Raw genomic sequence first — 1861 nt, forward strand, 5'->3', positions numbered from 1 at the left:
CTCCTGCGGGAGGAACATGATCGGTGAGATCCCGCAGGGCTGTTAAGCCCGAGGAAACTCACCACATGCCCGCGGAAAGCGAGTCGTACCCTCGAGCCCCTTACTCCACTCAATATCTCGAAGTCGAGTCTTCCACAATCGGGCCCTTTAGCTTAATAAATCTGCTGTAACTTTACCATAACCTAATTATGGATAAGTTTACATTCAAGGCGTTTTATTCAGCAGGTGGGCCGAACTTCCCTTGATTGAAATCAAGATAAGCCTGCTTGATCTCATCCATTGAATTCATAACAAATGGACCATAAGGAACAATGTTCTCTCTTATTGGAGCACCAGAATAGACGAGGATTTTAGTTTGACGCTGGTTAGCTCTGATTTTTAGTTCACTGGATTGATGCTCGTTTCCTTTGTCCTTATAGGAAAGTGTTGCCACGCCATGTTTATTTAGCTCGGTGCTGCTTGTCCCGACGGATATACTCCCGGCTAATACATAAAGAAATGCATTATGTGTCTCAGGTATATAATGAGAAAGTTCGGCATGCTCAGCCAGATTAATCTCACTTAATGTGAAAGGCACAATAGATTCCAAAGGACCTTCAACTCCTGCAATGTTTCCGGAGAAAACCTTTATGGAACCACCCTCAAACGGAACAACAGGGGCCTTTTCAGAGTACACATTCTGATAGATCGTATCGGTATTTCTTTTATCTTTAGGAAGGTTTAACCAAAGCTGGAGGGTGTGCGCGATATCATCTTCCACACCATCTTCTGCATGACGAGCGGCCCAGCCTGCATTCATGTACTGAACGTCACCTGGCTCAAGAATATCACGTCCGCCGCCATTATCAATATGTTCAAGACGGCCATCCACTACATAGGTAACGGTTTGAAAACCACGATGCGGATGGTCAGGAAACGTGCCTTTTTTAAACCAGTCCTCCGCCATCAGGATGAACGGATCGAATTCTGCCCAGCGGTCTACAGGTAATACCCATCCTTTTTGAATAGCCGGGAAGCCCATTTCGTTATATTTCACATACCATGAATCTTTCACATCTCTTTTAAAGTGTGTTTCATCCAATTCTATCATCCTTTCTAATTGATTTGCTATTGCTGTTATTTAAAAAAATTACATACATGATATTATTCGGGGATTTCATTGAAGTTCTGGTCTATCTTGCTAAGAAGATGTTCTAATTGCTCTTTCTCTCTACTCGTTAGATTTTTAGTGGCAATCTTATTGAACTCTTCGGTCACGGGCAGTATTTCTTCGCGTAACTCGCTGCCGGTTGGCGTTAGATAAAGCTCCAATGAACGACGATCTTCAATTGAGTAGTTCCTAGTAATAAACCCTTTACTCTCCAGGTTGGAAGCCATACGGGCAATATTAGTTTTATCTTTATTTAACTTCCTGGAGATCTGCCTCTGGTTTAGTCCATCTTCCTCCCAGAGAAGCATCATAATGAGATTCTGTTCAGGAGCAAGGTTGTAGGGTTCAAGTCTTGATTTAATGTAATTTGTCAACTTTAAATCCGTACGGTGGATTTTAATGCTGATATAATCTTCAAAAGATAACTTCATGGTCTATCCCTCTCTATGGTATGCCACCAGAAAAATAGTTGCTATACATACTAATTAAATTAATTTTAGATTAAAAAATAAAGACAGGTTTGTCAAATGAAGGGCTTTGGGACTTTTAAGCTAGTTAAGTCAAATCGTCGGAAACAGGTTTCTACTAAAACTACGAGTTTATGTTCTTGAACCATTCCATTCAATTCATATAAAATGAAGCGGTTAGATTCTGTATCTTCGCATATAAGTGTTATGGTAAAAAATAGTATTCTATTGAAATCTACTAAAT

Annotated in this window: 2 protein-coding genes; both read right to left on the bottom strand. The window is 40.5% G+C overall.

From position 1 onward, the window contains the following. Positions 1-214: 214 nt before the first annotated feature. Positions 215-1081 (bottom strand): pirin family protein, encoded by an 867-nt coding sequence (locus WAM07_RS01510; RefSeq protein WP_422164180.1) that lies wholly within the window; start codon positions 1079-1081, stop codon positions 215-217. A 62-nt stretch (positions 1082-1143) separates the two neighbouring features. Continuing rightward, positions 1144-1581 carry a MarR family winged helix-turn-helix transcriptional regulator gene (locus WAM07_RS01515; protein WP_422164182.1) on the bottom strand — a complete coding sequence of 146 codons (438 nt, stop codon included), beginning with the start codon at positions 1579-1581 and terminating at the stop codon, positions 1144-1146. Between the last annotated feature and the right edge of the window lie 280 nt (positions 1582-1861).

The sequence above is a fragment of the Halobacillus sp. genome (assembly GCF_049282395.1).
In the GTDB taxonomy this organism is placed as follows: domain Bacteria; phylum Bacillota; class Bacilli; order Bacillales; family Halobacillaceae; genus Halobacillus.

Coding starts and splice junctions, on each gene's coding strand:
- WAM07_RS01515 (WP_422164182.1), bottom strand. CDS start 1,581: ATGAAGTTATCTTTTGAAGATTATATCAGCATTAAAATCCACCGTACG.